The 1,596-nt window shown below is 65.9% G+C and carries 1 protein-coding gene and 1 pseudogene; one reads left to right on the top strand and one right to left on the bottom strand.

All coding sequences use genetic code 11. The features are described from left to right. Window positions 1–511: pseudogene (locus ACK5KK_RS09555) on the bottom strand (acetyl-CoA C-acyltransferase); the annotation flags it as partial. 176 nt (window positions 512–687) lie between these two features. On the opposite strand from ACK5KK_RS09555, the gene ACK5KK_RS09550 reads away from it, so the two are divergent. Beyond that, window positions 688–1,596, top strand: a 909-nt coding sequence (locus tag ACK5KK_RS09550) for an aldehyde dehydrogenase family protein (RefSeq protein WP_416889854.1), incomplete at its 3' end; no start/stop codon positions are given.

Here is a 1,596-nt window from a genome sequence, read left to right as displayed (position 1 = left end):
CGCGGGAGAAACCGAACTCCTTGTGGTAACGCTCGGTCGCCGCCCCCATGGACACGCCGTCGATACCGCAGATGAGGGCATCCCGGTCGAGCGCGTCGGCCAGTTCGGCCGCGCCGTACTTGACACCGCGACGGATCTGGCTGAGGTGCGGGGCGTTGGTCATCGACTCCGTTCCGCCCGCAAGCACCGTCTGCGCGAGACCGCCGCGGATCGCAAGGTCGGCGTGCCCGATCGCCGTCAGCCCGGAAAGGCACAGTTTGTTGATGGTGGTCGCGGGCACCGTCAACGGGATGCCGCCGGCAACCGCCGACAGGCGTGCCGCATTGGGGCCGACACCGGCCTGCACGACATTGCCGATGTACACTGCATCGAGTTCGGCGGCGTCGATGCCGCTTCGTTCGAGAGCCGCGCCGATGGCGTGTCCGCCGAGTTCGGTTGCCGGCAGCGGGCTGAGCTCGCCGAGGAGTTTGCCGACGGGGGTTCGAGCGCCGTCGATGATCACGGATGTCATGGATCCTCCAATCGGACGGCGAGGCTGCCGCCACAGTCACTGCCAGGACGGGGACAGCGGAAGCCCCGCCTCGGGCTACTCTCTCACACCCGTTGAAAACTTTGTCTTCTTAGTATATATTCTGAGATCATAATAATTTCGCACGACGACCTCAAGCCAGCAGCGAAGGGCAGGCAATGACTCGCGAACTGACACACTTCATCGGCGGGGAGCACGTTTCCGGAACATCCGGCAACTTCGGCGATGTGTACGACCCCAGCACGGGTGAGGTTCAAGCCCGTGTGCCGCTGGCGAGCGTGGCCGAGGTAGAGGCGGCCATCGCCAACGCTGCCGAGGCCCAGCGCGAATGGGCGAGCTTCAATCCCCAGCGCCGTGCCCGGGTGCTGCTGGAGTTCCTCAACCTCGTCCAGAAAGACATGACGGGCATCGCCAAGCTCCTTTCGAGCGAGCACGGCAAGACCGTGCCCGACTCGATCGGCGACATCCAACGCGGCCTCGAGGTGATCGAGTTCGCCGCTGGCGCCCCGCATCTGCTCAAGGGCGAGTACACCACCTCGGCCGGGACGGGAATCGACGTCTATTCGATGCGGCAACCGCTCGTCGTCGTCGCTGGAATCACGCCGTTCAACTTCCCCGCGATGATCCCGCTCTGGAAAGCGGGCCCCGCACTGGCCGCGGGCAACGCCTTCATCCTCAAGCCGAGCGAACGCGACCCCTCCGTTCCGCTGCGTCTTGCCGAGTTGTTCCTCGAGGCGGGGCTACCGCCGGGGGTGCTGAACGTCGTCAACGGCGACAAGCAGGCGGTGGACACCCTGCTCACCGATCCGCGCGTTCGCGCGATCGGGTTTGTCGGATCCACCCCCATCGCCGAGTACATCTACGCAACGGCGGCCGCGCACGGCAAACGCGCGCAGTGCTTCGGCGGCGCGAAGAACCACATGATCGTGATGCCAGACGCGGATCTGTACCAGGTCGCCGACGCTCTGATCGGTGCCGGCTACGGCTACGCCGGGGAACGGTGCATGGCGATCTCCGTGGCTGTTCCGGTGGGCGATGCGACCGCCGACGCGCTCTCCGCCAAGCTC

This window comes from Microbacterium sp., from assembly GCF_047972865.1.
Classification (GTDB): Bacteria; Actinomycetota; Actinomycetes; order Actinomycetales; family Microbacteriaceae; genus Microbacterium.
This window is presented reverse-complemented; position numbering and strand designations above follow the sequence as displayed.